This is a genomic window from Streptomyces sp. CB02959 (genome assembly GCF_002803155.1).
Taxonomy (GTDB): domain Bacteria; phylum Actinomycetota; class Actinomycetes; order Streptomycetales; family Streptomycetaceae; genus Streptomyces.
Window position 1 is genome coordinate 105152 of the sequence record NZ_NNBP01000031.1, and the last position, 2065, is coordinate 107216.

Sequence of the window (2065 nt, forward strand, 5' to 3'; positions counted from 1 at the left end):
ATCTCGAGAAAGTTCATGAGAAATCGGACTTCGGGCGTCTTCATGTCCGCCACGTACGCCCGGTTGAAAACCCTGAGCGAGTCGACGCGGGAGACCAAAACCTGGCGGGGGATGGTGACGACGCGAATACGCGTTCCCGGAGCACACGAGAACTGCCAGGACGCCTTGGTATCCCGGATGCACACTTGTCCGGGCTCCACGACGCTCTCGCCATGCCTGCCCGAGTACCGCAACGATCCCGAAGCCACCAGGTCGGCGACGATCGGGTCCTGCTCCTGACCGCTGCCGGAGACCCCGGCGAGCGAGTCGCAGTAGACCTTGACCGACAGGAGGCTGTCGAACAGGTGGCCGTTCGCGGCGAATTTGAACCCTCCGGCCGCGTGGGGCTGCGGAATGGACAGAGCCGTGAGATGACCGAACGGACCGTCTTCCCACTCTTCAAAAGGCCGTGGGGTTTCCTCGATTTGGCGAGCAGACAGATTCATGGCGGCAGCGAAGGTCGCCGAGCGCTCCGCGACCGACAACGACTTCGGCTGGCCGACCGGCTGTTTGCCACTTAGGTTCATGCTTCTCCTGCACCACCTTCGCGCTTCTCCTGCACCACGAAACATCGTTGTTTCGAATAGTGAGACGGGGAGTGTAATCGATTACCGCGCAAGTGGCATCGTGTGCTGAATGTCCCTGGCACCCTACGACGGTACTGGACATCCTGTCGAACAGTCCGCTCACTTGTGGCACCCTTCTTCATAAGGGTGGCACTGAGAAGCAATCTCGACGGGCTGTGTGGGGCTCCGCATTGTTGGTTCGTCTTCGAGGACGGGAATTTGGGACCCACGCTGGTTTGTTCGCCATGTTGGGGCCGCGGCGGGGCGCGGTAGATCTTTCGGTATCTGTCGTTCGCCTCGGGAGTCCCGCGAGGCCGGGGCCACGCGGTAGGGATCAATGCCGGCGGCTGCCGTGAGGCGGGCCGGTCCGCCCGCCCACGCCCCCTCCGCGGGTGAGACAAGCGCCTGTCTGCGAGCGCCGGTTCGTCCGCCTATGGCGCCTCCTGACCTGCCTCGAGGATCTTCAGCTGCCGGGGAGTGAAGCTGCGCCACTCGTCGATCACTTCGTCGTGGCTCCAGCCGCGGCGCTCGTAAACCCGCAGGTCGTGATAGCGCTCGCGGTTCTTCGGCCACGAGGGGTCAGGGGCGGGGGGGGGCTTCACCGCCTCGTGGGCGGAGAGCCCCCAGGTGCGACTCGTCATCACCACCGGCGCGAAGAAGGGACAGTACCCCTCCCTGGCCACCGTCATGCGGATGCTGCGCGAACACGACGAGCAGACCGCCACCGCGGCGGGCGCATGATCGTCTCGCTACCTTGCGGCTGGGGTCAGAGGTAGGACACCGGGGCCGTGAGGTCCGCGGATTCAAGGAAACCGAAGGCCCTTAAACTCGAACCCACGGGTGCGATGGTCCGATTCTGGGGGATGAACCCGCAGGTTCGCGATCAACTCGCGGGGGTGCGTCCCATAGCCGATCGCCTCACCCTGCTACGCGGTAGCCATGACCTTTGCGGGGATCGCGATCAACGCCGTTGTCGAGAATTGCGTTGCCGTACTCACCGTCGGCGACCCACTCGACCTTTAGGGAGAATCGGACATCGCGCTTTCCAGGGTTGATCCTGAGTGTCAGTTGCTTTGGATGGTCGGCGGAAACCGTAAAGGGGAAGTCTGTGCGATCGGGTTCGGCCCTTCTGGCCGTTGGCGCAACAGAGGCAGGAGTTTGCGTAAGATTCACATCAAACATAGGTTGATGTGCAGTAACTGCACAATTGTCCTGATGGGAAGGCTCTTCTCCTTCCTTCGGGAGAGCCTTGGCGGACAGGACGTTTACTTTGATGCCGGTGACCACGATGGCCTCGTTGGTCTTCGCTTGTAGTACGAGGGGAAGCGTGGTTGGTGTGCAGGGGGTGGGCCCCGGTGTGTACGCCGTCAGCCCGGGTGGCCCGGAGATCTCGTCCCAGATCCATCCCCACAGTCCTTGAACTGCCCAGAATGAGATGGCCCCTAGCCTCGGGCTTTCAC

At 62.8% G+C, this 2065-nt stretch carries 1 protein-coding gene and 1 pseudogene; both read right to left on the bottom strand.

Going from position 1 to position 2065, the window contains the following annotated elements; translation table 11 throughout:
* Nucleotides 1-566: pseudogene (locus CG747_RS50140) on the bottom strand (AraC family transcriptional regulator); the annotation flags it as partial.
* A gap of 957 nt (nt 567-1523) precedes the next feature.
* A partial coding sequence (locus CG747_RS47585) for a hypothetical protein (RefSeq protein ID WP_219621600.1) occupies nt 1524-2065 on the bottom strand: 542 nt, incomplete at its 5' end.